20 protein-coding genes and 1 riboswitch are annotated in these 25,649 nt (G+C 66.9%); of the genes, 10 read left to right on the top strand and 10 right to left on the bottom strand.

Annotation, left to right across the window (positions count from 1 at the left end; genetic code table 11):
• Positions 1–147 precede the first annotated feature (147 nt).
• A complete protein-coding gene (gene thiD, locus I8J34_RS14055) occupies positions 148–981 on the top strand; it encodes a bifunctional hydroxymethylpyrimidine kinase/phosphomethylpyrimidine kinase (RefSeq protein ID WP_214362244.1) in 834 nt (277 codons plus the stop codon).
• Here thiD and gtfA read toward each other — a convergent pair whose 3' ends face one another.
• The gene (gene gtfA / locus I8J34_RS14050; RefSeq protein ID WP_214362243.1) at positions 982–2,421 is read right to left on the bottom strand and encodes a sucrose phosphorylase; all 1,440 of its coding nucleotides are present in this window, start codon (positions 2,419–2,421) and stop codon (positions 982–984) included.
• A gap of 102 nt (positions 2,422–2,523) precedes the next feature.
• A riboswitch (TPP riboswitch) is annotated at positions 2,524–2,629 on the top strand.
• A 34-nt stretch (positions 2,630–2,663) separates the two neighbouring features.
• On the opposite strand from gtfA, the gene thiC reads away from it, so the two are divergent.
• Both thiC and I8J34_RS14040 read left to right on the top strand, forming a co-directional pair.
• The gene (gene thiC, locus I8J34_RS14045; protein ID WP_214362242.1) at positions 2,664–4,607 is read left to right on the top strand and encodes a phosphomethylpyrimidine synthase ThiC; all 1,944 of its coding nucleotides are present in this window, start codon (positions 2,664–2,666) and stop codon (positions 4,605–4,607) included.
• 222 nt (positions 4,608–4,829) lie between these two features.
• On the top strand, positions 4,830–8,126 hold the full coding sequence (locus I8J34_RS14040) for a DEAD/DEAH box helicase (protein WP_214362241.1): 3,297 nt from the start codon (positions 4,830–4,832) through the stop codon (positions 8,124–8,126).
• A gap of 6 nt (positions 8,127–8,132) precedes the next feature.
• On the opposite strand, the gene I8J34_RS14035 is transcribed toward I8J34_RS14040, so the two are convergent.
• Complete coding sequence (locus tag I8J34_RS14035; RefSeq protein WP_214362240.1) at positions 8,133–8,951, bottom strand: AraC family transcriptional regulator; 819 nt, start codon at positions 8,949–8,951, stop codon at positions 8,133–8,135.
• A 78-nt stretch (positions 8,952–9,029) separates the two neighbouring features.
• Here I8J34_RS14035 and I8J34_RS14030 point away from each other — a divergent pair, with 78 nt between their 5' ends.
• On the top strand, positions 9,030–10,022 hold the full coding sequence (locus I8J34_RS14030) for a bile acid:sodium symporter family protein (RefSeq protein WP_214362239.1): 993 nt from the start codon (positions 9,030–9,032) through the stop codon (positions 10,020–10,022).
• Between the two features lie 5 nt (positions 10,023–10,027).
• Here I8J34_RS14030 and I8J34_RS14025 read toward each other — a convergent pair whose 3' ends face one another.
• Positions 10,028–10,345, bottom strand: a complete 318-nt coding sequence (locus I8J34_RS14025; RefSeq protein ID WP_230411835.1) for an EthD family reductase — start codon at positions 10,343–10,345, stop codon at positions 10,028–10,030.
• 193 nt (positions 10,346–10,538) lie between these two features.
• Between I8J34_RS14025 and aqpZ the strand changes: the two genes are divergently transcribed.
• Positions 10,539–11,228, top strand: a complete 690-nt coding sequence (gene aqpZ, locus I8J34_RS14020; RefSeq protein WP_214362238.1) for an aquaporin Z — start codon at positions 10,539–10,541, stop codon at positions 11,226–11,228.
• Between the two features lie 10 nt (positions 11,229–11,238).
• Here aqpZ and I8J34_RS14015 read toward each other — a convergent pair whose 3' ends face one another.
• The 5 genes from I8J34_RS14015 to I8J34_RS13995 all read right to left on the bottom strand — a co-directional run bounded on the left by I8J34_RS14015 (position 11,239) and on the right by I8J34_RS13995 (position 16,653).
• Positions 11,239–11,688 carry a hypothetical protein gene (locus tag I8J34_RS14015; RefSeq protein WP_214362237.1) on the bottom strand — a complete coding sequence of 150 codons (450 nt, stop codon included), beginning with the start codon at positions 11,686–11,688 and terminating at the stop codon, positions 11,239–11,241.
• A 240-nt stretch (positions 11,689–11,928) separates the two neighbouring features.
• Positions 11,929–12,717, bottom strand: a complete 789-nt coding sequence (locus I8J34_RS14010) for an enoyl-CoA hydratase-related protein (RefSeq protein WP_214362236.1) — start codon at positions 12,715–12,717, stop codon at positions 11,929–11,931.
• Positions 12,714–14,888, bottom strand: coding sequence for an acetate--CoA ligase family protein (locus tag I8J34_RS14005; RefSeq protein WP_214362235.1), 2,175 nt, complete (start codon positions 14,886–14,888; stop codon positions 12,714–12,716). Before I8J34_RS14005 ends, I8J34_RS14010 begins: the two co-directional genes overlap by 4 nt.
• Before the next feature lie 2 nt (positions 14,889–14,890).
• Positions 14,891–15,673, bottom strand: coding sequence for an enoyl-CoA hydratase/isomerase family protein (locus tag I8J34_RS14000; RefSeq protein ID WP_214362234.1), 783 nt, complete (start codon positions 15,671–15,673; stop codon positions 14,891–14,893).
• A 56-nt stretch (positions 15,674–15,729) separates the two neighbouring features.
• On the bottom strand, positions 15,730–16,653 hold the full coding sequence (locus I8J34_RS13995; RefSeq protein WP_214362233.1) for a MurR/RpiR family transcriptional regulator: 924 nt from the start codon (positions 16,651–16,653) through the stop codon (positions 15,730–15,732).
• A 322-nt stretch (positions 16,654–16,975) separates the two neighbouring features.
• Between I8J34_RS13995 and I8J34_RS13990 the strand changes: the two genes are divergently transcribed.
• The 4 genes from I8J34_RS13990 to I8J34_RS13975 all read left to right on the top strand — a co-directional run bounded on the left by I8J34_RS13990 (position 16,976) and on the right by I8J34_RS13975 (position 21,799).
• On the top strand, positions 16,976–17,284 hold the full coding sequence (locus I8J34_RS13990; protein ID WP_214362232.1) for a hypothetical protein: 309 nt from the start codon (positions 16,976–16,978) through the stop codon (positions 17,282–17,284).
• A gap of 442 nt (positions 17,285–17,726) precedes the next feature.
• Entirely contained in the window at positions 17,727–19,883 is a 2,157-nt protein-coding gene (locus I8J34_RS13985; RefSeq protein WP_214362231.1) for a TonB-dependent siderophore receptor, read from the top strand.
• Positions 19,884–19,913: 30 nt separating this feature from the next.
• Complete coding sequence (locus tag I8J34_RS13980; protein WP_214362230.1) at positions 19,914–20,624, top strand: DUF4198 domain-containing protein; 711 nt, start codon at positions 19,914–19,916, stop codon at positions 20,622–20,624.
• Positions 20,621–21,799: an acetyltransferase domain-containing protein gene (locus I8J34_RS13975; protein WP_230411834.1), complete on the top strand. Its 1,179-nt coding sequence runs from the start codon at positions 20,621–20,623 to the stop codon at positions 21,797–21,799. Before I8J34_RS13980 ends, I8J34_RS13975 begins: the two co-directional genes overlap by 4 nt.
• Positions 21,800–21,902: 103 nt before the next feature.
• Here the strand turns inward: I8J34_RS13975 and I8J34_RS13970 are convergent, their stop codons facing one another.
• Complete coding sequence (locus I8J34_RS13970) at positions 21,903–23,156, bottom strand: D-amino acid dehydrogenase (protein ID WP_214362229.1); 1,254 nt, start codon at positions 23,154–23,156, stop codon at positions 21,903–21,905.
• 447 nt (positions 23,157–23,603) lie between these two features.
• Between I8J34_RS13970 and I8J34_RS13965 the strand changes: the two genes are divergently transcribed.
• On the top strand, positions 23,604–25,238 hold the full coding sequence (locus tag I8J34_RS13965; RefSeq protein WP_214362228.1) for a BCCT family transporter: 1,635 nt from the start codon (positions 23,604–23,606) through the stop codon (positions 25,236–25,238).
• Here the strand turns inward: I8J34_RS13965 and I8J34_RS13960 are convergent.
• Positions 25,204–25,620: a hypothetical protein gene (locus I8J34_RS13960; RefSeq protein WP_214362227.1), complete on the bottom strand. Its 417-nt coding sequence runs from the start codon at positions 25,618–25,620 to the stop codon at positions 25,204–25,206. The genes I8J34_RS13965 and I8J34_RS13960 overlap by 35 nt on opposite strands.
• Positions 25,621–25,649: the final 29 nt, after the last annotated feature.

Here is a 25,649-nt window from a genome sequence, read left to right as displayed (position 1 = left end):
AGAAAGGGGATAATCCGGTTTTCGGCACCCTCGCCGGATTCTTGAACGCTGAGCGCCCCCAGGGCCGGGCTTCGCCCAGCCCGCCCCCCGAGGGGGTCAAGGAAACTTGGGACGGCCCGGCGTTTCCTTGAGAGACCGAGACCCCGCATGACATCGAGCATTCCCAACGTACTGACCATCGCCGGCATCGACCCCTCGGGCGGCGCCGGCGTGTTCGCCGACCTGAAGACCTTCTCGGCGCTGGGCGCCTACGGCTGCGGCGTGGTGGCCGCGCTCACCGCGCAGAACACCACCGCCGTCACCGGCATCCACACGCCGCCGACCGACTTCCTCAAGCTGCAGATCGACACCCTGTTCGACGATGTGACCATCCATGCGGTCAAGATCGGCATGCTCGGCACCGCCGGCATCGTGCGCACGGTGGCCGAGGGCCTGGCCCGCTACCGACCGGCCAACGTGGTGCTCGACCCGGTGATGGTGGCCAAGAGCGGCGACCACCTGCTGGCGCGCGAGGCGGTGGCCATGCTCAAGGAGGCGCTGCTGCCGCAGGTGTTCATGCTGACCCCCAACCTGCCCGAAGCCGGTGTGCTGCTCGACGGCCGCGCGCCCGAATCGCTCAAGGAGATGTATCGCGCCGCCGAGCGCCTGCGCGAACTGCTGCCGCACAGCGGCGAGCGCTGGGTGCTGCTCAAGGGCGGGCACCTGCCGGGTAGCGAGCTGATTGATCTGCTGTTCAACGGCGACCGCATGGTCGAGCTGCCGGCCCGGCGCCTGGACACCAAAAACACCCACGGCACCGGCTGCACGCTCTCATCGGCCATCGCCGCCCTACTGCCGCAGCGTGCTGGCCAACTCCGTCCGGTCGAGGCGGCGGTGCGCGATGCGCGCCAATACCTGCTCGGTGCGATTGCCGCCTCGGGCCAGCTGGCGGTCGGCAAGGGCCACGGCCCGGTGCACCACTTCCACGCGCTGTGGCGCTGATCAGGCGCGCCAGGTGCGCTCGCCGCCGGCCGGGTCGGTGCAGGTGATGGTGGTGGTGCGAAAGCGCAGATCAATCAGCGCCTTGCACACCTGATCGCCGGCGCGCCAGCCCATCGCCACGCTGGTTTCGTTCGAATACTCCAGCACGAACTCGCCGCCGAAGGCCGGATGGGTGGAGCGCAGCTGCATCAGCGCGAGCAGGCGCTCCACCACCGGCTGCTTGAGCGCCGCCTCGGCCTCCGCCAGCGAATACCGGTGGCGGTTGATGTCGCGCAGCTCGCCGGTCGCCTCCATCAGCGCCGTGTCGTTCTGCCCGGCCAGCAGCCCCACGTAGTACACCTGCGGGATGCCGGGGGCGAAGAACTGGATCGCCCGCGCCGCGATGTAGGCGTCGTCGTCGCGCTTGAGCGCGTCGTAGAAGGTGCAGGTGAGCTGGTAGATGGCGCCCACGCTGTGCACATTGGCCGCCGAGCCGCGCATGATCGGGTCGGCGCTGCGGGCCGACACGTTTTCCAGCAAGCCCTCGATGGCCGCCTTGGGGAGGATGTCTTCCACATCGGGGATGCAGATGCCGTCATGGGTGTCGAGCACGGTGACCTGCCGGTGCGGGCACATGCGCAGCCACGCCTTGAGATAGACGCTGTTGGCGTCGAGCAGCGCATACAGCACCAGCGGCGGCAGGGCGAAGGCGTAGCTCCACATCCCGCGCGCGGAGATGGCGTACTGCCAGCTCGGGTGGTCGTGCACCTCGGGCAGCACCTCGGCGTGGTAGCGGGCCGCCGTGTCGCGAAACCAGTCGAGGATGTGCCACACCTGCGGCTCGACCAGAAAGCAGCTGGTGCCGATCTGCTTGGTGGTGTAGCCGAAGGCATCGAGCCGGAACAGCTTGACGCCATGCGCAGTCATCTCGCGCAGGTTCTCCTCCATCAGCGCAAAGGTTTCGGGCGAGCGGTAATCCAGGTCGATCTGGTGGGCGCTGAAGGTGCACCACACGCGCTTTTCGCGCCCGTCGGCCAGCACCACGGCACGAAACGGCTCCTTCTCCTTGCGGATATGGATCTTCGCCAGATCGTCGGGGGTGATCTCGTCCATCGTATCGACATCGATGAACAGCGGCGCATGCTTCGACGCCGCGCCATGGCGCACGAAATCCCGGAACTCGGGCGAGTGGTCGGACAGATGGTTGAGCACCAGGTCGAGGCACAGATCGAACCTCGCCGCCAGCGCTTCGACATCGCCCCAGGTGCCCACCGCCGGATCGATCTCCCGATGCGTCAGCGGCGAGAAACCGCCGTCTGCATTCGACGGAAACGGCGGCAGCAGATGCAGGCCGCCGATCGCCGCGCCCACCGGCCCGTCCAGAAACCGCGCCAGATCGGTCAGATCTGCGCCGATCCGGTCGGGATACACGATCAACTGCACCGCATTGTTCAGCCGCATGCGCCTCCTCGCCCCAGCAACACTTTCGTCGACACCATGCCAGTGATGAGCGCCCAGGGAAAGGGCGGCCGGTTTACAGTCGGCCACTCCCGGCGTAACGTATCGCCCTGCTAGGGGTGCCTGGCCCGACATCGTCTTGGGCCGGCTGAGAAAAACCCTTTGAACCTGTTCGGGTAATGCCAACGCAGGGAAGCGCGGCCATTCGCTCCTTGTTACCCGGAATCCGCCAACAAGGAGCATGCATGAACGCCACCGAAAAATTCCTCGCCGCCAGCGCCCATGTGGACGAAGCGGCCATCGCCCCGCTGCCCAATTCACGCAAGGTCTATATCCAGGGCTCGCGCCCCGACATCCGCGTGCCGATGCGCGAGATCTCGCAGGACGACACCCCGCTGATGTTCGCCGCCCCCGGCACCGCGTCCGATGCGCCGGCTGAGCCGAACCCGCCGATCTATGTGTACGACTGTTCGGGCCCCTACTCCGACCCGGCAGCGAAGATCGACATCCGCTCCGGCCTGCCGGCGCTGCGCGCCGCATGGATCGAGGAGCGTGGCGACACCGAGGTGTTGCCGGATCTGTCCTCCGAATTCGGCCGCCAGCGCGCCGCCGACCCCAAGCTCGACGAGCTGCGCTTCCCCGGCCTGCACCGCAAGCCGCGCCGCGCCAAGGCCGGCGCCAACGTGACGCAGATGCACTACGCCCGGCGCGGCATCATCACACCGGAGATGGAGTACATCGCGATCCGCGAAAACATGAACCGCGCCGCCTATGTCGAGTCGCTGAAGAATTCGGGCCCCACGGGCGCCAAGATGGCGGCGCTGCTCACCCGCCAGCATCCGGGCCAGAGCTTTGGGGCCGCCATCCCCGAGACGATCACGCCCGAGTTCGTGCGTGACGAAGTGGCCCGCGGGCGCGCCATCATCCCCAACAACATCAACCACCCCGAGTCCGAGCCGATGATCATCGGCCGCAACTTCCTGGTGAAGATCAACGCCAACATCGGCAACTCGGCGCTGGGCTCGTCCATCAACGAGGAAGTCGACAAGATGACCTGGTCGATCCGCTGGGGCGGCGACACGGTGATGGATCTGTCCACCGGCAAGAACATCCACGAAACCCGCGAGTGGATCATCCGCAATTCGCCGGTGCCGATCGGCACGGTACCGATCTACCAGGCGCTGGAGAAGGTCGACGGCAAGGCCGAGGATCTGACCTGGGAGATCTTCCGCGACACGCTGATCGAGCAGGCCGAGCAAGGCGTCGATTACTTCACGATCCACGCCGGGGTGCTCTTGCGCTATGTGCCGCTCACGGCCAACCGCATGACCGGCATCGTCTCGCGCGGCGGTTCGATCATGGCCAAGTGGTGTCTGGCGCATCACAAGGAGAGCTTCCTCTACACGCACTTCGAGGAAATCTGCGAAATCATGAAGGCCTATGACGTGGCCTTCAGCCTCGGTGATGGCCTGCGCCCCGGTTCGATCTATGACGCCAACGACGAAGCCCAGCTGGGCGAATTGAAGACGCTCGGCGAGCTCACGCAGATTGCCTGGAAGCACGATGTGCAGGTGATGATCGAGGGCCCGGGCCATGTGCCGCTGCACCTGATCCGCGAGAACATGGATCTGCAACTGGAGCAGTGCCACGAGGCGCCCTTCTACACCCTCGGCCCGCTGACCACCGACATTGCCCCGGGCTACGACCACATCACCAGCGGCATCGGCGCGGCCACCATCGGCTGGTACGGCACGGCGATGCTGTGCTACGTGACCCCGAAAGAACACCTCGGCCTGCCGAACAAGAACGATGTGAAGGAAGGGATCATCACCTACAAGCTGGCGGCCCATGCGGCGGATCTCGCGAAGGGCCACCCGGGCGCGCAGATCCGCGACAACGCGCTCAGCAAAGCGCGCTTCGAGTTCCGCTGGGCCGACCAGTTCAACCTCGGCCTCGATCCGGACAAGGCACGCGAGTTCCATGACGAGACGCTGCCGAAAGAGTCCGCCAAGGTGGCGCACTTCTGCTCGATGTGCGGGCCGCACTTCTGCTCGATGAAGATCACCCAGGATGTGCGCGACTACGCCGCCCAGCAGGGCATCGACGAGCAGGCCGCGCTCAAGCAGGGCATGGAGGTGAAGGCGGTGGAGTTCGTGAAGCAGGGCGCCGAGGTGTACCGGAAGGTGTAAGCCGCCGCTCCCCAATGCAAACGGGCCGCGCATGCGGCCCGTTTGCATTGGATCATCCGCCACACAAGCGCCGAGTCGCCCGTCGACTTCGGTATGATCGACGATTTTCGCCTCGCCGGATCTGGCAGGCTTGGCCCCTGCCCCTGTCGGATGGCACCAATCCGCCGCGGTCGGCAAACACCGACGGGCGCAAGCGCTGACACGCACCACAGAATCGTCGCCATGAATCTCAACCGCCTGCTCGCCGCGTTGACCGATGAGACGCTCGCCGAGTTCTTCTCCAGCAACGCCCTCACCCGCGGGCGCGGCTATGTCACGCGCGTCGGGCGGATCGACGTGGCCGGCAACACGCTGTCGGCCAATATCCAGGGCACGCAGCGCCAGCCCTACCGCACGACGGTGCGCCTCGACATGCGCGCGCTCTTCGGCGAACCCTCGCTCGAGATCACCGCCACCTGCACCTGCCCGGTCGGCAGTCGCTGCAAGCATGCTGCCGCCCTGTTGCTCGCCGCCCGTCGCCCCGGCTGCGTCAGCGAGCAGCCGCGGCGCGAAGTGCTGGACTGGGCGCGCTCGCTGGGCGTCGAACTGGCCCGCGAGTCGAGGCGCGGCCGTGCGCCGCAGAAGAACCAGGTCGGCATCTTCTATGCACTGACCGGCGGTGAAGACGGCGCGTTCTACAAGCTGGCCACGTTCAAGGCCGCCCTCGGCGCCAACGGCGGTTTCGCCAGCCGCGGGACGCCCTGGTACAACCACGAGCAGGCGCTGGTCAAGCCACCGTCCTTCGTCGTCGAGAGCGATCTGGCGGTGTTTCGCGCCTTGCGCCGGCTCAGGCGCGACGGCCAATATGGGTTCATCCGTTTCGAGGATGCGCCGGGTGCGGAGCTTCTCGATGCCTTGCTCGACACCCAGCGGGTCTATGTCGCCGCCGACAGCCACCATCCCCTGCGAGCACTCACGGCCGGCAAACCCCGCGCCGTGGCCGTCGACTGGCAGCCGGGCAAACTCGGCGTGGCGCCGCGGGTGCGGGCCGAGCCCGGCGATGCGCCGGTGCTGGCCACTCGCCCGCTGCGCTATCTGGATAGCGCGATGGCGCAAGCCGGTCCCGTGCGCTGCGCCCATGAAACCGCGATCCTGGCGCTGATGCGCCTGCCGCCGCTCAATGCCGCCGAGGTGCCACTGGTGACCGCGGCTCTGGCCGAGCACGCCCCCAAGCTGCCTACGCCGGGCGGCGCCGCCACCCTGCCGACGATCGACACCGAGCCGCAGCCGCGGCTGACCCTCGACTCGGCCTATGCCTGGCAGATAGACCCGCATCGCGACTATCGGCGCACCACCAACGACACCTACGATTTCGCCTGCGCCGAGTTCCGCTATGGCGACGCCATCGTGCCTGCCGGCAGCGACGACACCCTGCTCTCTCTGCCGGACGGCCGTGCCGTGCGGGTGCACCGCCGGCCGGATGCCGAGGCCGCCGCCATGGCCGCCCTCAAGGCCGCCGGCTTCGCCCCGGTGCCGGAGCGCAAGGTGCACGCCTTCTCGCCGCTGCCGCCGCGCGCGCTCGGGCTGGCCAGCGACGACGCCTGGACGCGCTTCTTTGCCGAACAGGCACCCGCCCTCCGGTCGGCCGGCTGGCACATCGACTGCGCGCCGGACTTTCGCCATCTGGTGTTCCAGGTGGACGACTGGTTCGCCGATCTGGAAGAAGACGATGCCGGCTGGTTTGCGCTCACGCTCGGCATCGAGGTCGACGGCCAGCGCCTCGACCTGGCGCCGCTGCTCCACACGCTGTTCCACCACGACCCGCGCTGGCGCGATCCGCAGGCACTGGCGCAGATTCCCGACGACGAAGCCATCGACCTGCACACCCCCGAGGGCATGCGCATCGTGGTGCCGGCCGGCCGCGTCAAGCCTTTGGCCACGACGCTGATCGACCTCTTCGACTCCGACGCCGAAGGCTCACGCCGGGTGGCCGTGCTGGACGCCCCCCGCCTGGCCGCCGCGCTCGACACCGGCTGGCAGCAGGCCGGCTTTGCGCCGCTGGCGGCCTGGCAGGCGAAGCTGGCCGGCATGCACGAGGTGCGCCCGGTCGCACCGCCGGCCGGCCTCGGCCTGCAATTGCGCCCCTATCAGCGCGAGGGGCTGGCCTGGCTGCAACACCTGCGCGCGCACGATCTGGGCGGCGTGCTGGCCGACGACATGGGCCTGGGCAAAACGGCCCAGACCCTGGCGCACCTGCTCATCGAAAAGGAAAGCGGGCGCATGGACCGCCCCTCGCTGATCGTGCTGCCGACCTCGCTGGTCTTCAACTGGCAGCGCGAGGCGGCCCGCTTTGCGCCCTCGCTGCGCGTGCTCAAGCTCCACGGCAAGGACCGCGCGGCACAGTTCGAGGCCATTGCCGACCATGACGTGTGCCTGACCACCTACCCCCTGCTGTGGCGCGACATCGACACGCTGGCCGCGCACGACTACCACCTGCTGATCCTCGACGAAGCGCAGACGGTGAAGAACGCCAACAGCCATGCCGCCCGCGCGGTACGGCGCCTGCAAAGCCGCCACCGCCTGTGCCTGACCGGCACGCCGCTGGAAAACCATCTGGGCGAGCTGTGGAGCCAGTTCGACTTCCTGCTGCCCGGCTTCCTGGGCACCAGCGCCGATTTCACCCGCCGCTGGCGCACGCCCATCGAGAAGCATGGCGACGGCGTACGGCGCGAGCTGCTGGCCCGTCGGCTCGCCCCCTTCGTGCTGCGCCGGCTCAAGGACCGGGTGGCCACCGAGCTGCCGCCCAAGACGGTGGTGGTGCGCGGCGTCGAGCTCACCGGCCGCCAGCGCGATCTGTACGAGACGGTGCGGGTGGCGATGGACAAGCGCCTGCGCGCGGCCATCGCCGAACGCGGTCTGGCGCGCAGCCGCATCCAGATCCTCGACGCGCTGCTCAAGCTGCGCCAGGTGTGCTGCGATGCGCGCCTGCTCAAGACGCCGGCGGCGCAGAAGGTGCGCGAGCGCGCCAAGCTCGACCTGTTGATGCAGATGGTGCCGGCCCTGGTCGAAGAGGGGCGGCGCATCCTGATCTTCTCGCAGTTCACCGAAATGCTCGCGCTGATCGAGGCCGAACTCGACGCCCTCGGCATCGGCTGGGTGAAGCTCACCGGCCAGACCCGCAAACGCGAAGCGGCCATCGAGCGCTTCCAGAACGGCGACGTGCCGGTGTTTCTCATCAGCCTCAAGGCCGGCGGCGTGGGCCTCAACCTGACCGCCGCCGACACCGTGATCCACTACGACCCGTGGTGGAACCCGGCGGCCGAGAACCAGGCCACCGACCGCGCCCACCGCATCGGCCAGGACAAGCCGGTGTTCGTCTACAAGCTGGTGGTCGAAGGCAGCATCGAGGAGAAGATTCTCGACCTACAGGCGCGCAAGGCCGAACTGGCCGAAAGCGTGATCCATGCCGACGGCGCCGCACTCGCCAAGTTCGACCCGGTGGATCTCGAACGCCTTTTCGAACCGCTGCCACCGGTCTAAGGCGGTTCAATCGTCGCGCTGCAAGGCCCGGTGGCGCTGCAGGAATTCGCCCGGCGTAGCATCGAACAGCGCCTTGAACGCGGCGATGAAAGCCGACAGCGATTCGTAGCCGCAGGCCAGCGCCACGTCGGTGACGCGCTCGCCCTGCGCCAGCGCCGGCAACGCGCCGAGCAGGCGCATGCGCTGGCGCCAGACCCGGAAGGTGAGACCGGTTTCGCGCAGAAAGCATCGGCTCAGCGTCTTCTCCGACACGCCGATCCGCGCGCTCCAGTCGGCCAGCGTGATGTGGCGCTCCGGGCGGGCCTGCACCCGGGCGCACAACGGGCGCAGGCGCGGGTCGGTCGGCAGCGGCAGCATCAGCGCCACTTCCGGCGCGGCCGCGATCTGGTCGAGCAGCACCGCCGCCAGCCGGCCATCCGGCCCTGCTTCGTCATAGGCCTCGGGCACCGCGCTGAAGGCCCGGATCAGCTCGCGCAGCAGCGGGCTGACCACCAGCACGCGGCAGCGGTCGGCGGCCCAGCCCGGCATCTCGCGCGCCACGTACAGGCTGCGCACCTGGGTCTGCGCGCTGCACACCACGCGATGCATCACCCCGGCCGGAATCCACACGGCGCGCTGTGGCGGCGCAACGAAGCGCCCCGCGTCGGCCAGCACGTCGAGCACGCCTTCCGCCGCATAGGCGAACTGCCCCCAGGGATGGCGGTGGCGGTAGCCGATCACCCGGTTCGGCAGCGATTCGACATGGCCGTAGAGCGGGCGCGGCAACACCTTGAGATCGCGCAGCCGGCGTGCATCCGGGAGCGGTTTTTGTCCGTTGAGCGACATCTGATGCCTTTATGGCGTTAGCCGGAAATTTCCGATCACGCTACCGTGCACTTCAAACCCGCACAACCCGGACGCCCCATGAAACACCTGCGACGCCTCTTCGACCCTTTCACCATTGCGCTCTTCGCCGTGGTGGCGGCCGCCACGCTGCTGCCGGCCACCGGCCGCGGCGCCGTGCTGTTCGACGGCCTCACCCATGTCGCCATCGCCCTGCTGTTCTTCCTGCATGGCGCCCGCCTGTCGCGCGCCGCCGTCATCGCCGGCGCCAGCCACTGGCGCCTGCATCTGCTGGTGTTCTCCTGCACCTTCATCCTGTTTCCGCTGCTGGCGCTGGCGCTCAAGCCGCTGGTGCTGCCGCTGGTGGGCGAGGCGCTGTACCGCGGCATTGTGTACCTGTCGGTGCTACCGGCGACGGTGCAGTCGGCCATCGCCTTCACCTCGATGGCGCGCGGCAACGTGCCGGCCGCCATCTGCAGCGCTGCCGCCTCCAGCCTGCTGGGCATCGTCGTCACGCCGCTGTTGGTGATGCTGTTGATGGACGCCGGCGACGGCAGCGGCTCGGGCCTCGACGCGGTCGGCAAGATCGTGATGCAGCTGCTGGTGCCCTTCATGGCCGGCCAACTCGCCCGCCGCTGGATCGGCGCCTGGGTCAGCCGCCATCACGGCTGGCTGAAGTTCGTCGATCAGGGCTCGATCCTGCTCGTGGTGTACTCCGCCTTCAGCGACGCGGTCGCCGGCGGGTTGTGGCAACTGGTGCCGATGATGGACCTGGTCGGCCTGACCTTCGTCTGCTGCCTGCTGCTGGCCATCGTGCTATGGACCACCCAGCTGCTGGCGCTGCGCCTGGGCTTCAGCACCGAGGACTGCATCACCATCGTCTTCGCCGGCTCGAAAAAGAGCCTGGCCACCGGCGTGCCGATGGCGCAGATCCTCTTCGCCGGTGCGGCGGTCGGCCCGCTGATCCTGCCGCTGATGCTGTTCCACCAGATCCAGCTGATGGTCTGCGCCGCGCTGGCGCAGCATTACGCGCAGCGCGACCACACGCCGGCCGGCGCGGCCGACGCCACCTAGGCCGCTCAGCCGACGACCACCTCGCTGATCTGCAGCACCGGCGCGAGATCGGTGTAGTTGGGGATGTCCGCCAGGATCTCGTCGGCATGCGGGCCGAAACCGGCCTCGAAGGCCTCGACCGAGTCGCAGAAAATGTGGCACATGGCGACATAGGTCGGCGGCGTGCCGGGGCCGTCGCCGGCCAGACCGCGGTCGACCGTGTAGGAGCGGCAGGCATCGCCCATGCGCGCCTTCACCAGCGGCATGTGCACATCGCGGTAGTAGTCGTGGTCGAACCGCGCGCCGGGGGTGTTGGGGTACATCACGCTGACTTTGATCACCATCGCTCTCCGGAAAAACGGGCGACGCGCCCGCGCGCCGATCGTGCCCGAACCCCGCCCGCAGACGCAAGCCCGACGGCCACGCGCCCCCGACACACATCGTCACCGCCATGACGCAGGATTTAACGCCATGCGCATTGCCGCCCCCCGCTCCCGCTCATACAGTGCGCGCTCCAATCCTATCGAGAGATCGACAATGAAAATCTATGGCGCGGAATTCCTGGGGACCTTCTGGCTGGTGCTGGGCGGCTGCGGCAGCGCGGTGCTGGCAGCGGCATTTCCCGAGGTCGGCATCGGCCTGCATGGCGTGGCGCTGGCCTTCGGCCTGACGGTGCTGACCATGGCCTTTACCATCGGCCACATCTCGGGCTGCCACCTCAACCCGGCGGTATCGATCGGCCTGTGGGCCGGCGGCCGCTTCCCGGCCAGCCGGCTGCTGCCCTACATCGCGGCCCAGGTGGCCGGCGCCATCGTTGCCGGCGGCGTGCTCTATGTCATCGCCAGCGGCGCGCCGGGCTTCGACGTCTCGGCCGGCTTCGCCTCGAACGGCTACGGCGCGCACTCGCCCGGTGGCTATTCGCTCACCGCCGCGCTGCTCACCGAAGTGGTGATGACGATGTTCTTCCTGCTGGTGATCCTCGGTGCCACCGACCGTCGCGCCCCGGCCGGCTTCGCACCGATTGCCATCGGCCTGGCGCTGACGCTCATCCACCTGATCAGCATCCCGGTCACCAACACCTCGGTGAACCCGGCGCGCAGCACCGGCGTGGCGCTGTTCGTCGGCGACTGGGCGGTCGGCCAGTTGTGGCTGTTCTGGCTGGCACCGATCGTCGGCGCGATTCTCGGCGCGCTGACCTATCGCCTCATCGGCCGCGAGGACGCTTGACCGCGTAGGCTCACGACGGACGATCCGTGATCCGCTTGTCGGTCACCACCAGCCGGTCGCGCTCGACCCGCACGCGGACCACCCCGTCGCTCAGATTGATGTCGAAGTGATAGGCAAAGGCCGTGATCCGGCCTTGCCTATCCAGCGAGAGGGTGTAGTAGCAGTCCTCTTCGCGATTGCATTCCTCCTGCCATGCCCAATCGGTAAATGCGGAATCGTAGCTGGCGAAGCGGCGCGTACCGCCCGCATCGACCAGGATGATTCCCGGCGACGGGTCCGCACAGCGGCGTTCGATCAGCCAGGTGTCCTGATGCCGGTAGGCGCGGGTGCAGGCGCGGTCTTCGGCGATTTCGCCAAGACCAGCCGGCGCGGCGTCAGGCGTCGGTCGCAGCGTGATTTCCGCCGCCTGGCAGGCAAGCACAAGGCCAAGAAGCACAAAGGGAAGAAGCAGGCGTTTCATGGCGCTTGGGCTCAAGGAATATTCGGAACGGATGGTAAAAGCCCCACCAAGGATATGTGACGCCCAGGCACAATGACAAACAGATTCTCCGATCGCCTTCATCTACCGCTCTTGCCAACAAAAGCGGACCTTGCGGTCCGTTTTTGTTGGTCCATTCCCCCTGATGTAGGGTCGGCTTTAGCCGACCGTGGCGGGTTGAAACCCGCCCTACAGGGCGCGTGACAATTGCCAAGCCGCCCCCTACCGCTTCAACATCCGATGCACCGCCTCCAGGTGCTCCGGTTCGTTGTGGCACATGCCCTGGAAGGTGGCGCACAGGTCGAGGAAATCCTTCAGCTCCATGCGCTGGGCCATCTTCATCAGGCGCTTGGTCAGGCGCGTGGCCTTGGGGGGTTGGGTGGCGATGCGGGTGGCGATCTCGCCGGCCCGCGTCATCAGCTGGTCGGGCTCGACCACGTCGAGGACGATGCCGAGCGTCTTGGCTTCGTCGGCGCCGACGATGCGGCCGGAGAGCGTGAGTTCGAAGGCCTGCTGGTAGCCGATGAGGCGTTGCATGAACCAGGCGCCGCCGTCGCCGGGGATGATGCCGAGGTTGAGGAAGGTTTCGCCGAACTTGGCTTTGCTGGAGGCGAGGCGGATGTCGGCCATGTTGGCCAGGTCGAAGCCGGCGCCGATGGCCGGGCCGTTGACCGCGGCGATGACCGGGATCTCGACATTGTGCAGGGCCAGCGGAATGCGCTGGATGCCGCGCCGGTAGCGGTCGGCGCATTCGGCCACGTCGCCGGCGAAGTCGCCGCCGCGCTCGGCCATGTCCTTGACGTTGCCGCCGGCCGAGAAGGCGCTGCCGGCGCCGGTCATGACCAGCACCGAGACGTCGTCGCAGCCGTTCACCCACTCGGCCACCTTGACGATGTCGTCGATCAGGCCGGTGCCGGTGAGGGCATTGCGTACATCGTCGCGGTTGAAGGTGAGCATGGCCACGCGGCCGTCGATGGCGAGCGTGGCGTCGGTGAGGGCGGGGGCGTTCATGCCGAGGTCTCCTGGTCGACGATGATGCGCGCGTCGACGATGGCGTAGCCATCCTCGTAGGCGAGCACCGGGTTGAGGTCGAGTTCGGCCAGGTGGGGGTAGGCCGAGACGATGCTGGACACCTTGAGCAGCAGGTCGACCAGCGCGGCCTTGTCCACCGCCGCCTCGCCGCGCGCGCCTTCGAGGATCTTGCGCGCCTTGATCTGCTCGACCATCGACTCGGCCGCATGGCGCGACAGGGGGACGGCGCGGAAGGCGACGTCTTCGAGAATCTCGACGAAGATGCCGCCCAGGCCGAACATCAGCACCGGGCCGAAGATCGGGTCGCGGCTCACGCCGATGATGACCTCGGTGCCTTTCTTGGCCATGGGCGTGACCAGCACGCCCTTGATCTCGGCGGTGGGCAGGTAGGCCTTGCACGAGCGCATGATCTGGTCGTGGGCGTCCCTAAGCGCCTGCTCGCCCTTCAGGAAGAGCTTGACGCCGCCGGCGTCGGACTTGTGCAGGATGTCCTTCGACACCACCTTCATGACCAGCGCCTGATCGCCGAAGTGGGCGGCCACGTCGGCGAGCTCCGAGGCGTCGGTGACCAAAATCTCTTCGGCCACCGCAATGCCGTGCGAGCGCAGCAAGGCCTTGGCCTCGACCTCGAACAGGTCGCGCCCTTCGGCCCGCGCCTTCTCGAAGACGGCCAGCTGGTTGGCATGCGGCACCACCGCCTCGATCGGCACCTGGTCAGCCGCGTTCTTGAGATACAGCCCCCGCTCGCCGAGCGCGGCGAGCACCTGGACGGCGTGCTCGATCGAGCTGTACACCGGCAGACCGGCCTCGTGCAGGCGGCGCAGCGCCGGCGGCTTGATCGGCGCATACAGGCTGTAGATGACCAGCGGCTTGTCCACCCGGTGGGCCAGCTCGATCATCGCCTCGGCACCGCGCATCTCGTCGCCCAGCAACTGCTCGGCAAAGCGAATGCTGTAGCCGCCGAACATGCCGACGAGGAAGATCTGATCCACATTGGGGTCGTCCGCCACGATCTCCATGCAGGTGGCCAGCAGGGCGGGGTTGGCGTCGGTGCTGCCGGCCACGTCGACCGGGTTGATCACCGAGGCTTGCGGAAACAGCACGTCGCGCAGGCGCTGCTGGGTGGTGTCGGACAGCGTGGCAAGTTCCAGCCCGGCCTCGGACAGGCGGTCGGAGGAGATGGTGGCCTGGCCGCCGCCGTCGGAGACCACCGCCACCCGCTTGCCCGGCGCCTTCTGCAACTGGGCCAGCCCCTCGGCCACGGGCAGCACTTCGTCGGACTGGTGGACCACGCTCACGCCCACCTGGCGCAGCAGGTCGACCGTCATCGCGTAGCTGCCGGCGAGCGCACCGGTGTGCGAACTGGCGGCCTTGGCGCCCAGTTCGGTCGAGCCGGATTTGTACACCACCACCGGTTTGACGGCGGTGACGTCGCGCGCCACCTGCAAGAAGCGCTCGCCGTCGCGGAAGCCCTCGACATACAGCGTCGCCACATGGGTCTGGTCGTCCTCGCCCAGATAGCGCAGGTAGTCGTTGAAGCCGATGTCCGCTTGGTTACCCGGGCCGACATAGGTCGAGAAGCCCACATGCCGGTTGTGCTCGGCCTCCAGCACCAGCGACAACAGCATGTTGCCCGATTGCGAGATGAAGCCCACGTGGCCCGGTTTGACGTTGGCCAGCGCCAGCAGATTGACCTTTTTGTGCAGGTTGAACATGCCCGAGGTGTTCGGGCCGATGATGCGCACATTGTGCTCGCGCGAGGCGGCCATCATGGCTTCTTCGAGCTTCACGCCCTCGCCGCCGATCTCCTTGAAGCCGCTGGCCAGCACCACGGCGCCCTTGACGCCCTTCTTGCCGCACTCGGCGATGATGCCGGGCAGGCTCGAGGCCGGGGTGCAGATGAGCGCCAGGTCGATCTTGCCCGAAATCGCCTCCAGCGAGGGGTAGGCCTTGACGCCGAGGATCATGTCCGCCTTGGGGTTGATCGGGTAGATGGCGCCCTCGTAGCCGTCCTTGATCAAGCCGACCATGGCCTTGTAGCCGCGCTTGGTCGAATCGGAGGAGGCGCCGACGATGGCAATCGCCTCGGGCGCCAGGATGTCATGCAGCGGACTGCGGCCGCTGAGCGATTGATGTTGGGCAATAGCCATGATCACTCCCCCTTGAATACCGGTGTGCGCTTCTCGGCGAAGGCGTCGATGCCTTCCTGCCAATCTTTGGTGGTGCCGACGAACATCATGCCTTCGAGCTCGGCGCTGAGCGCGGCATCGAGCGTGCGCTCGGCGGCCATGTTGAGCTGCTCCTTGGCCAGCTCCATCGAAAACGGCGCCTTGCTGGCGACGCGCTGGGCGAACTCGCGGGCCGCATCCAGGAAGCCCTCGTCGGGAAACACCCGGTTCGCCAGACCGATGCGCACCGCCTCCTCGCCTTTCACCCGCTCACCGAGGAAGACCAGCTCACGTGCCTTGGCCAGCCCCACCAGGCGCGGCAGCAGATAGGTGATGCCGCCGCCCAGGTAGTTGCCGATGCTCACCTCCGGCAGACCGATCTGCGCGCTCTCGGCCATCAGGATGAAGTCCGAGGCCAGTGCCACTTCGGCGCCGGCGCCCAGCGCATAGCCATTGACCGCGGCGATCACCGGCTTCTTGAGCAGCATCAGCCGCTTGCACACGATCTGCTCGCCGCGCAGGTACTGGCGCCGGTCGAAAGCGGTGCGGCCGGTCTTGTGCTCCTTGAGATCGGCGCCCACGCAGAAGGCCCGCCCCTCGCCAGTGAGCAACACCACGCGCGCGTCCTTGTCCGCCTCGGCCACGCCGAGCGCGTCGTTCAGTTCGTCATACAGCGTCTGCGTCACCGCATTGAGCCGGTGCGGACGGTTGAGCCGGATCTCGGCAATGCCGTCCTTCATCTCATACAGAATGGTTTCGTAAGCCATGTTCGCTCCTGGGGATCCGGCGGATCCGTTCTTGTCCGTCGACGCCGTGCGCGGCGTCACCTCATTTCGATGGCCAGCGCCTCAAGGAACTGCTCCTGGCGCTCCAGCGCCCGCAGCGCCTTGCCGCCGAGCACCTTGGCCACCAGATTGATCAAGCCCTCGCAGAACACCACGTAGGCCCCGATGCTGTTGCTGATGAAGCTGCTCTGGTGCGGGATGAAAAACACATGCGCCGCCCGCGCCGCCAGCGGCGAGGCGCGCGAATCGGTCAGCGCCACCACCACCACGCCGGCATCGGCGGCGATCCGCGCCACGTCCACCACCCGTCGGCTGTACGGCTTGACGCTGGAGACCACCAGCACATCGCCCTTACCCAGTTGCGCCAGCGCCTCGGCAATACCCTGGCCCGGCGAATCGAGCAGCGACACATCCGGCCGCACCAGGCTCAGGCCGTAGGACAACAGGCTGGTCACCGCATGGATCTGGCGCACGCCATACATGCGTACCCGGCGCGCACGGGCCATCAGGCGCGCCACTTTCCGCAACTCGGCCGCGTCGATCTGGGCCAGAAAGCTCTCCACATTGGCGATGGACTCGCGCGCCAGCTGCACCACCACGCCCACATAGTCGTCGGCGCCCTCCTCCGCATCGATCAGGCGATGGCCCTGGCGGCTGTAGAAATGGCCATGCACCCCCGCCACACGCTCGCGGAACACGCTCTGGAAATCGGAGAAACCGGCATAGCCCAAGGTGCGCGCCAGGCGCGACAGGGTCGAGGCATTGACGCCGAGCGACGCGGCCAGCTCGGTGATCGAGCGCACCGCCACCTCCTCGGGGCGCTCGACCAGCCGCGCCACCACGTCCAGCGCCTTTCGCCCCAGCGACATCTGCGCCTCGCCGCGCCGGATACGCACCACCAGCTCGCGCAGCGCTTCCACGCTGCGTGGCGGCGATGGCGGATCGGGCAGGTGCGCGTCCATCAACATAAGGCTCAGAGCGGCTCTCGGTGAAATCGGACGTGGATCGGGGATGCAGATGCTGCACTGCACGCAACTAAAATTGCATTTCAAACAGCAGTGCAAGAATAATTGCGCTCACCCAGCATGGCAAGCCCGCCCACCTCGCGGCGCCCATCGCCCATCGAAACCTATCCCTACCGGGCATTCTTCACGGGTGAATCAAAGATCGCCGACCTATACTTGGCGCCCCGACAGGCTGCGGCCTGACCCCGATGCGCCAGGCCGAAACCGCAGCCGTAGCGCCTACCTGACAGCTTTTTTGACCGGCCCCCGGAGCCTTTGCATGTACTTGCGTCTGATCCCGCTTCTTGTCGCCGCCTGGTCGGCCACCGCCGTTGCCGAATCGGGTCTGGCCCGCGCGGCCGGTCAGCGCATAGGCAACATGACGGCCAGCGCCGGCGACGCGATCACCGACCACCCGCCCGAATGGATCACCATCGCCCCGCGATCAAAGAAAGATTGCATCGCTGCGTCCGGCGGCATCCTGAGCTCGGTGTACATGCGCTGCCGCAACGGTCACCAGGAACACGTGCGCTTCACCGCCAAGGGCCGAAAACAGGTCCTCGCCGAACGCCCCATTCCCTTGCACTGAACCGCTGACCTTTCCCCCCCCAAGGCACACCGCACTCGCCCGCAGCAGCGGGCCGGGGCGCGTGAACACGCCAGACGCGCGACAGCGCTGCTGTTGACGCGGGCGCCGGTCGGCAAGGCGGCCACCGGCACCACCTCTCGCGCCCTTCGCATTGCGGCCACGTGCCGCACCAAGGCCACGCGTTGCAGAAACCTCCATGACGGCGGGCCTGGCGAGCGTCGGGCCACGGCCAGCGACACGCCATTCGCATGAATGCGGATGAGAATCGATTGCGATACCGCTCGCCACAGCCCATAATGCGGCCCTTTCAAAACACCCGCCCCAGGAGGGTCCCTTGATTGCCATGCCGGCCAAAAGCCTTCGCGATCCGAGCAGCGCTGCTGCACGGATGGCCAGACACGTGCCTGCCACTACGCCGCCGTCTTCGCCACTGACACATGCCGTGTGCGCGCCCCCGACCCGCCTGGTCAGGCCCGTGCTGTACGCAGGGCTCGGCGCCCTGGCCGCTTGCACCAACGCCTGGGCACAAACGGCACAGCCCGTCGGCGACGTGGTGCTGCCCACGGTACAGGTGCAGGAAACCAGCGGCACCCAGTACTACCAGCTCGACGCCTCAGGCGCGACGCGCACCGGCACCCCACTGCGTGAAGTCCCCCAGGCGGTGCGGGTGCTGCCCCGCCAGGTGCTCGACGATGTAGAAGCGGTGCGCCTGGACGACACACTGGACCTGGTGAGTGGGGTCTCGCGCCAGAACAATTTCGGCGGCACCTGGGACAACATCGCCATTCGCGGCTTCTCCGGGCACGAAAACACCGGCATGAGCCTGTTGCGCAACGGCTTCTCCAGCAACCGCGGCTTCAACGCACCGCGTGACATGGCCAACGTGGAGAACGTCGAGTTCCTCAAGGGGCCGTCGGCCGCCCTGTACGGGAACAGCGAGCCAGGCGGCACGGTGAACATCGTCACCAAGAAGCCGCAGTTCAAGGCCTCGCACGGGGTCGAGTTCTACGCCGGCACGCATGACAGCTATCGCACGGCGCTCGACACCACCGGCCCGATCGGCGCCAACCTCGCCTACCGCCTGAACGTCGCCGCCGAAGACAAGGCGGGGGTCCGCGACCATGTCGACAGCGAGCGCCAACTCGTCGCACCCGCGCTGACCTGGGTGCTCTCCGAGCGCAGCTTTCTGTCCTACGATGGCGAGTACCTGCGCCAGCAGGCCCCGCTCGACCGCGGCATCGTCGCCGTCAACGGCAAGCTCCATGCCGTGCCGCGCGAGAACTTCCTGGGCGATCCGAACGACGGCGACGTGACCCAGGAGAACCACACGCATCAGATCACGCTGGAGCATGAACTGTCCGAGCAGTGGCGTGGCCGCCTCGGCATCGCTTACAAGCGCAGCACGCTGGAGGGCACATCCTCGGAGGTGAAGCCTTTCGTTGACGTCACCGGCGACAGCGTGACCTTGCGCCGCCGCTATCGGGACTACGCCTCCGACGACCTCACCGTGCAGGGCGAGCTGCAGGGCCAGCTGGAGCTCGGCGGCATGCGCCACACCGTGCTGGTCGGCGCCGAGGCCTACCGGTTCGACACCGACGTGCTGATGCGTCAGCTCAACAACGCGATGCGCATCGACAACATCCGCAACACGCCGGTCTACACCACGCTGGCCAGCGGTTCGGGTGCGGTCATCACCAACCGCAGCGAGACGCAGGACAACACGGCCCTCTTCGTGCAGGACGAGATCCAGCTCACGGACCGCTGGAAACTGCTCGCCGGTCTGCGCTACGACCGCTTCGAAGAGACGATCGACAACCACCTCAACGGCAGCACGGTCGAACAGACCCACTCGGCGGTGTCGCCGCGCATCGGCGTCACCTACCTCATCGACCGTCAATGGTCCTGGTATGCCGCCGCCGGCCAGTCCTTCCGCCCCAATACCGGCACCGACGCCAACGGCAACGCCTTCGACCCCGAGAAGGGGCGCGCGCTGGAAACCGGGGTGAAGTTCGAATCGGCGGACAAGCGCCTCGGTGCCACGCTATCGGTGTTCCAGATCGACAAAGAGAACGTGCTCACCGGCTCCGACCCCAACGGCGTGTTCTCGATCGCGGCCGGCGAAGTCCGCAGCCGCGGCATCGAGTTCGACCTCTCCGGCAAGCTGTCCCAGAACCTGCGCGTCAGCGCCAGCTATGCCTGGCTCGACACCGAAGTCACCAAAGACACGGGCGGCGCGGTCGATTGGTGGACCGGCCAGGTGGTCAACCTCGAAGGCAAGCCGCTGGCCAACGTGCCCACCCACAGCGCCAGCCTGTTCGCCATGTGGGAAGCCCCCCTCGCCGACGGCGGGCTGTGGGGCGCCGGCGGTGGCGTGACTCACATCGGCGAGCGCTCGGGCAACTACATCGACACCTTCACCCTGCCCGCCTACACCACGGTCAAGCTCTCCGCTTACTGGCAGATGGTCCGCCAGCTGCGCCTGACCCTGAGTGTCGAAAACCTCTTCGACCGCGAATACATCGCCAGCAGCTACGACCGCTCGTGGCTGACACCGGGCGAGCCCCGCACCGTCACGCTCGGCGCCCACTACAAGTTCTAGGAGCACATCATGAAACGCATCTCCCGACTGTTGCTGGTCACCCTCGCCCTTGCCGCCGGACATGCCGGCGCGCACGGCATCTGGTTCGCGCAGCGCGGCGGCGATCTCGCCTTGGTCTACGGCGAAGGCGCCGAGGATCTCGACACCGCCAAACGCGCCACGAAAATCCGCCATGTCGCCGCCTACGACGCGGCCGGCGAGTCGGTCGCCACCGGGCTGGCGCCGGTCGGCCGACTGCTGTTCGTCGACCTTCAGCAAAAGCCCGCGGTCGTCGCCGCGGTGCTCGACAACGGTTTCTGGACCAAGGGGCCGGAGGGCAAATGGTTCGGCAAGACCAAGGACGCCGTCCCCGGCGCGCAGGAAAGCGGCCGCTACCTGAAATACGCCGTGCACCTGCGCGCACCGCTGAAAGCCCCGCTGGCCGCATTGCCCGACCATGCGCTGCAGATCGTCCCGGTCGCGGCGGCATTGCCGCAACACAAGGACGACGACCTGCAGCTGCGCGTGCAGTTCCGCGGGCAGCCGGTGGCCGGCGCGGAAGTCATTGCCGACTTCGTCGGCGACCCCGACGGCGAGCCGCTGCGGACCGATGCCCATGGCCTCGTCACCGTCAAGGTACGCAATCAGGGCCTCAACGTGATCGTCGCAAAGCACAGCACCGCTCCCGACGACGCCGCACTGGCGGACAAGACCGAGCATCTGGCATCGCTGTCCTTCGCCCTCGGACACCGTCCGGAATGAGCCCGTCGATGCCGGTCGCGGGCGGCCTGCCGGACGGGCTCGTGTCGGGCCGTATCCTCGCGATCGACGTGCTGCGTGGCCTGGTGATGGCGCTGATGCTCGTCGACCATGTCCGCGAGTACTTCTACCTGCATCTCCAGGTGGCCGACCCGATGGACGTCGCGGGCACCGCACCGGCGCTGTTCTTCACCCGCCTCACCAGCCACGTCTGCGCACCGGTGTTCGTCTTCCTGACCGGCATCGGTGCCTGGCTCTACGGCCACAAACACGTCGCGCCAAGGCGCGCGGCGAGTGCGTATCTGTTCAAACGCGGGGTGTTCCTCGTTCTGCTCGAGCTGAGCGTGGTGAACTTTGCGTGGACCTTCAGCCTCCCCCCGCAAATGATCTACCTGCAGGTGATCTGGGCGATCGGGCTGTCGATGATCGCCCTCTCCGCCTTGCTGTGGCTACCGTGGCCGGCGCTGCTGGCGGTGGCGATCGGCATCATCGCCGGGCACAACGCCCTCGACGGCCTGCATGTCGCCGCCGGTGACGCCGGTTTCGTGCCATGGGCCATCCTCCATGACCGTAGCATCATCGACCTGGGGGCCGGGCTGCGCGCACGCACGTCCTACCCGGTACTGCCGTGGATCGGCGTGATCGCCCTCGGCTATGTCGCGGGCCGGCTGTACCAGCGCGACGTCGCGCCGGAGCGGCGGCGCCGCGTCTGGTGGCTGGCCGGTGCGGGCGCGCTGCTCGGTTTCGTCGTCCTGCGCGCCACCGGCGCCTATGGCCAGGCGGCCTTGTGGCAACCCGGACAGGATCCGCTCGAAACGCTCATGTCCTTCGTCAATGTGACCAAGTACCCGCCGTCGCTGCTGTTCCTGCTCCTCACCCTCGGCGTCGGCCTCCTCGCCCTCGCCCGCCTGGAGCGCGGCACGGGCCGGTTGGCGGTGCTGGCCCAGTTCGGCCGCGCGCCGATGTTCTTCTACATCCTGCACCTCTACGTCCTGCACCTGTTGTATCTGGCCGCCCTTACCCTGTGGGGCAGCGGGGACGGCGGGCGCTTCAGCGTCGGCCATGTCTGGCAGATCTGGGCGCTGGCAGTGGCCTTGCTGGCGCTCCTCTATCTCCCCTGCCGCGCCTTCGCCAACTACAAACGCAACAGTCGCAAGGCCTGGCTCAGCTATTTTTGAGCCCCGACACCACGCCGACACACGAGCCCCCCGGCCCAGCCCCCGCAGGTCGGCAGCAATCGACGGACGGCCATCGCGCTCTAGCGGCGCGCGGTCGGGGCAGTCAGTGGTAGCGGGCCACGGTCAGGCCCTCCATGCTGATCTCGGGCGAGCGCCCGGCGATCAGATCGGCCATGACGCGGCCGGTGCCGGCGGCCATGGTCCAGCCCAGCGTGCCGTGGCCGGTGCTCAGGTAGAGGTTGCGATAGCGCGTCTCGCCGAGGATCGGCGTGCCGTCGGGCGTCATCGGCCGCAGGCCGGTCCAGAACTCGGCCTGCGCCACATCGCCGCCCTTGGGGAAGAGGTCGCCCACCACGAATTCCAACGTGCCGCGGCGGGCCGGGTCGAGCCGCAGATCGTAGCCCGACAGCTGCGCCGTGCCGCCCACCCGGATGCGGTCGCCCAGGCGGGTGATCGCCACCTTGTGGGTCTCGTCCATGATGGTCGATTCCGGCGCCATCGCCGCATCGCTGATCGGCACCGTGATCGAAAAGCCCTTGACCGGATAGATCGGCGTGTCGATGCCCAGCGGCTTGAGCAGCTGCGGCGAATAGCTGCCCAGCGCCAGGATGATGCTGTCGGCCGTGAGCACGCCGGCGTCGGTGCGCACACTGGTGATGCGGTCGCCTTCGCTGTCGACGCCCTGGATGTTCACCCCGAAGCGGAAATCCACCCCCAGCTCGCCGGCCATCACCGCCAGGCGCTGGGTGAATTTGAAGCAGTCACCGGTCTCGTCGCCCGGCAGGCGCAGGGCGCCGACGAACTTGTCCTTGACCTGCGCCAGCGCGGGTTCGTATTCCAGGTAGGCATCGCCCGCCAGCACCTGGTAGGGCACGTCGAACGCCTTGAGGATGTCCACATCCTTGCCCACGCTGTCGAGCTGCTTCTGGGTGCGGAACAGCTGCAGCGTGCCCTGGCTGCGCTGGTCGTACTCGATGCCGGTGTCGGCGCGAAGCTGCTTGAGGCAGTCGCGGCTGTATTCGGCCAGACGCACCATGCGGCCCTTGTTGCGGCGATAGCGCGCCGCCGTGCAGTTGCGCAACATGGCCAGGCCCCAGCGCCACATCGCCGGGTCGAGCATGGGCTTGATCACCAGCGGGCTGTGATGCATCAGCATCCACTTGATCGCCTTGACCGGAACACCCGGCCCCGCCCACGGCGCCGAGTAGCCGGGCGACACCTCGCCGGCATTGGCATAGCTGGTCTCCAGCGCCGGCCCGGGCTGACGATCCACCACCGTCACCTCATGCCCGTCGCGGGCCAGGTAATAGGCCATGGTGGTGCCGATCACACCGCTACCGAGAACGAGAACATGCATGGGGCAACTCCCTTGCGATCTGCAGGACGGCCCGGATGGCCGCATGCTTCGTTATAGCGCAAGCGCCATTCCAGACGCGGCCCATACAGATCACGCACTTGGCCCGTCATCATCGAAAACCGCGTCTTGCGACGAAAAGAGTCGACGGCAGATCGGGCTGGGCGAGCGGCGGATGATCCACGCCACACGACTCGACGACAGCCACCTCTGACCTCTTCCTGCAGGCATCTTCCCGCCCGGCGACCCGACGAACAACAATGCTTGGCGCATGCCAAAACACGGCCATTACTCAACGCGAACGATGTCGCATGGTGCAAAGATCCCGTCGCACCGGGCGAGACACACACATAAAAATGCGGTAATACTTGAACGGCGCCGCGCGCCAGTTCAGGCAATCATCCACACCGACGACTCTTTGGCGCTGCGCATAACAGAGGAGGAACCCCCATGACAGATGCCATAGTGGGTCAAGATGAACTGGTCCCGCATCCGGTTGAAACAGATTACGAAATCGGTCGGGATAACGTCACGCCATTCGGGCTGGATATTCACAACCCCGTATTTGCGATCTCCGGCTTGTCGATCGTCGCATTCGTACTCATCACACTGGCCTTCCAGGATCAGGCCGCCGAATTCTTCAACTGGCTGCGTCCAGCCCTGACCTCCACCTTCGCGTGGTTCTTCCTCAGCGCGGGCAACATCTTTCTTCTCTTTGCCGCCTTCCTGATGTTTTCGCCGCTCGGCAAGATCCGTCTCGGCGGACAGGACGCCAAGCCCGACTACTCGTACATTGGCTGGTTCGCCATGCTGTTCGCGGCCGGCATGGGGATTGGACTGCTGTTCTTCGGTGTTTCCGAACCCATGTCGCACTTTGCCTCTTCCATGGGGGGAGTCACCCAGGAGGCCGGCGCGCGCACCGACTGGGCGCCGCTCGGGGCCGCCGCCGGAAATGCCGAGGCTGCCCGTGACCTCGGGATGGCCGCGACCATTTACCACTGGGCACTTCACCCTTGGGGGATCTACGCGGTCGTTGCGCTGTCGCTTGCGTTCTTCACCTACAACAACGGCTTGCCGCTGACGCTGCGCTCGGCCTTCTTTCCGCTCCTGGGCGAGCGCGTCTGGGGCTGGTGGGGCCATATCATCGACATTGTCGCGGTGTTCGCGACGCTGTTCGGTCTGGCAACCTCCCTGGGGTTCGGTACCCAACAGGCGCTGGCGGGTTTCAACCACCTGTTCGGCTGGGGTACCGGCGACGTGGCCAAGGTGGTCCTGATCGCCATCATTACCGCGATGGCGCTCATATCGGTCCTCCGCGGCCTGGACGGCGGCGTCAAGATCCTGTCCGAAGTCAACATCGGCATGGCGGCACTGCTACTGATATTCGTCATTGCCGTCGGTCCGACCCAGGCGATTTTCGACACCATCGTATCCGGTGGCATCGCGTATGTGCAGGAGCTGATCCCGCTGTCCAATCCCTTCGGTCGCGAAGACACCAACTTCATGGAAGGCTGGACCGCGTTCTACTGGGCCTGGTGGATTTCGTGGTCGCCCTTCGTCGGCATGTTCATCGCACGCGTATCACGCGGCCGCACCGTCCGCGAGTTCATCTTCTGCGTCATCATTGTCCCCACGGTGGTGAGCGTCTTGTGGATGGGTGCTTTCGGCGGCACCGCGGTCTTCCAGGTGATGGCTGACGCCGCAGCGCCCGTGAAGGACGCCGCACTGGAGCTGAAACTGTTCGTCATGCTTGAGCATCTGCCGCTGACGACGATCACCTCGATCCTCGGAATCATCCTTGTGCTGGTGTTCTTCGTCACCTCGTCGGACTCCGGATCGCTGGTCATCGACACCATCACCTCCGGTGGCAAGACCGATGCACCGGTCGCACAGAAGGTCTTCTGGTGCACCTTCGAGGGACTGGTCGCAGCCGCCCTGTTGCTGGTCGGTGGCGAAGAGGCCTTGAACGCCTTGCAAGCGATGGCGGTGTCAACGGGCTTCCCATTCACCATCGTTCTTCTGGCCATGTGCATCAGCCTCTACATCGGCCTCATACGAGCACACAGAGCGACCAAGGCCAGCTGATCGTCTCCGATGTTGACAAGGCCGCGCCGCAAGCACTCGCTTGCGGCGTTTTTTCATTCCGAGCGGCCTGCGCACGGCGCAATGACGAAAAGGGGAAAGGCAAGCGGACGGGTACCATCCTCGTCAGCGTCACCGACGAGCTCTGCTCGGACGAGAACCCGAACACGTCAAGATCGCCAACGCCATCGAAAACCGGCGGGTCGATCTTCTGCCACGATGCGCAGATCTGGAGGTGCATGTTGGCCGCCGGAGTCACCACCGCCGCAGCCGACCAAGCCCCCAGGGACCGGGCCCGAAAATGCCAAGAGTCGGCAAAGAACGTAAAATCCGCCCCCATCTGCGCGACCATATCCTCGCTTGCCCCATCGAATCTATCGACCATGTATTCCCCTGCACCCGACGGTTTCTCGG

The organism is Denitromonas iodatirespirans, assembly GCF_018524365.1.
GTDB lineage: Bacteria > Pseudomonadota > Gammaproteobacteria > Burkholderiales > Rhodocyclaceae > Nitrogeniibacter > Nitrogeniibacter iodatirespirans.
Note: the sequence above shows the minus strand (reverse complement) of the source record. Positions and strands in the feature narration are given on the sequence as shown.

What these genes read in the sequence shown, in the direction of transcription:
- thiD (WP_214362244.1), top strand. Translation starts at nt 148, where the DNA reads ATGACATCGAGCATTCCCAACGTACTGACCATCGCCGGCATCGACCCC.
- gtfA (WP_214362243.1), bottom strand. Translation starts at nt 2,421, where the DNA reads ATGCGGCTGAACAATGCGGTGCAGTTGATCGTGTATCCCGACCGGATC.
- thiC (WP_214362242.1), top strand. Translation starts at nt 2,664, where the DNA reads ATGAACGCCACCGAAAAATTCCTCGCCGCCAGCGCCCATGTGGACGAA.
- I8J34_RS14040 (WP_214362241.1), top strand. Translation starts at nt 4,830, where the DNA reads ATGAATCTCAACCGCCTGCTCGCCGCGTTGACCGATGAGACGCTCGCC.
- I8J34_RS14035 (WP_214362240.1), bottom strand. Translation starts at nt 8,951, where the DNA reads ATGTCGCTCAACGGACAAAAACCGCTCCCGGATGCACGCCGGCTGCGC.
- I8J34_RS14030 (WP_214362239.1), top strand. Translation starts at nt 9,030, where the DNA reads ATGAAACACCTGCGACGCCTCTTCGACCCTTTCACCATTGCGCTCTTC.
- I8J34_RS14025 (WP_230411835.1), bottom strand. Translation starts at nt 10,345, where the DNA reads ATGGTGATCAAAGTCAGCGTGATGTACCCCAACACCCCCGGCGCGCGG.
- aqpZ (WP_214362238.1), top strand. Translation starts at nt 10,539, where the DNA reads ATGAAAATCTATGGCGCGGAATTCCTGGGGACCTTCTGGCTGGTGCTG.
- I8J34_RS14015 (WP_214362237.1), bottom strand. Translation starts at nt 11,688, where the DNA reads ATGAAACGCCTGCTTCTTCCCTTTGTGCTTCTTGGCCTTGTGCTTGCC.
- I8J34_RS14010 (WP_214362236.1), bottom strand. Translation starts at nt 12,717, where the DNA reads ATGAACGCCCCCGCCCTCACCGACGCCACGCTCGCCATCGACGGCCGC.
- I8J34_RS14005 (WP_214362235.1), bottom strand. Translation starts at nt 14,888, where the DNA reads ATGGCTATTGCCCAACATCAATCGCTCAGCGGCCGCAGTCCGCTGCAT.
- I8J34_RS14000 (WP_214362234.1), bottom strand. Translation starts at nt 15,673, where the DNA reads ATGGCTTACGAAACCATTCTGTATGAGATGAAGGACGGCATTGCCGAG.
- I8J34_RS13995 (WP_214362233.1), bottom strand. Translation starts at nt 16,653, where the DNA reads ATGGACGCGCACCTGCCCGATCCGCCATCGCCGCCACGCAGCGTGGAA.
- I8J34_RS13990 (WP_214362232.1), top strand. Translation starts at nt 16,976, where the DNA reads ATGTACTTGCGTCTGATCCCGCTTCTTGTCGCCGCCTGGTCGGCCACC.
- I8J34_RS13975 (WP_230411834.1), top strand. Translation starts at nt 20,621, where the DNA reads ATGAGCCCGTCGATGCCGGTCGCGGGCGGCCTGCCGGACGGGCTCGTG.
- I8J34_RS13970 (WP_214362229.1), bottom strand. Translation starts at nt 23,156, where the DNA reads ATGCATGTTCTCGTTCTCGGTAGCGGTGTGATCGGCACCACCATGGCC.
- I8J34_RS13965 (WP_214362228.1), top strand. Translation starts at nt 23,604, where the DNA reads ATGACAGATGCCATAGTGGGTCAAGATGAACTGGTCCCGCATCCGGTT.
- I8J34_RS13960 (WP_214362227.1), bottom strand. Translation starts at nt 25,620, where the DNA reads ATGGTCGATAGATTCGATGGGGCAAGCGAGGATATGGTCGCGCAGATG.